The sequence below is a fragment of the Frankia sp. AiPa1 genome (genome assembly GCF_023243075.1).
GTDB lineage: Bacteria > Actinomycetota > Actinomycetes > Frankiales > Frankiaceae > Frankia.
In genome coordinates this window covers 1-704 of record NZ_JALKFZ020000022.1, presented here as the reverse complement: position 1 = coordinate 704, position 704 = coordinate 1, and the positions used below count along the sequence as shown (strand labels likewise).

Here is a 704-nt window from a genome sequence, read left to right as displayed (position 1 = left end):
CCTCGGTGTCCGCCGATCTCCGACCATCGGCCCCGAGGAAGACCGCGTGAGGACCTGGAGCGGCGGCCTCAGCCCTCGGGACGCTCTGGTGGGCTCGCCCCTCGAAAGTCCGGCCCTACGGTCGACATCACCTACAGGTTTGGTCATACTTCTAGTCATGACGACGCTACCGTTGGGCGAGGTGAAGTCGCACCTGTCCGAACTCGTCGGCCGTGTCCATGACCATCACGAGCGGGTGACCGTCACTGTCCACGGCCATCCGTCGGCCGTGCTCGTGGCCGTCGAGGACCTCAAGCAGCTTGAGGAGACGCTCGCGATCCTCAGCGACCCGGCCACGATGCGCCGGCTCGCGCAATCCGATGCGGAGCTCGCACGCGGCGAAGAGGTGACCGCGGACATGCTGGCCGAGACGATGCGGCGCTGACGCGGCGCCGCATGACCGGATCAGCCGGGCCCTACACCCTGAGGACCACGCCGACGGTCCGCCGCGCGCTCGGCGAGACCCTCCCGGAATCGGTCGCCACGGCCGCGTACGAGTTCATCACCGGCCCACTTCTCGACGCCCCCTACCGAGTCGGCAAGCGGCTGATGCCGCCGCTCGACGACCGGTTCAGTGCCCGGCGCGGAACCTACCGGATCATCTACCGTATTGACGACAAGGCCATGGTCGTGACCGTCGTCGATATCGATCACCGTCGGGACGT

General features: G+C 67.6%; 2 protein-coding genes. Both read left to right on the top strand.

Annotated features, from left to right (window positions below; translation table 11 throughout):
- Positions 1–157: 157 nt before the first annotated feature.
- Entirely contained in the window at positions 158–424 is a 267-nt protein-coding gene (locus tag MXD95_RS04090; RefSeq protein WP_250639172.1) for a type II toxin-antitoxin system Phd/YefM family antitoxin, read from the top strand.
- A gap of 11 nt (positions 425–435) precedes the next feature.
- Positions 436–704 (top strand): type II toxin-antitoxin system RelE family toxin (locus MXD95_RS04085; protein ID WP_250639171.1); only part of this gene is annotated, 269 nt, incomplete at its 3' end.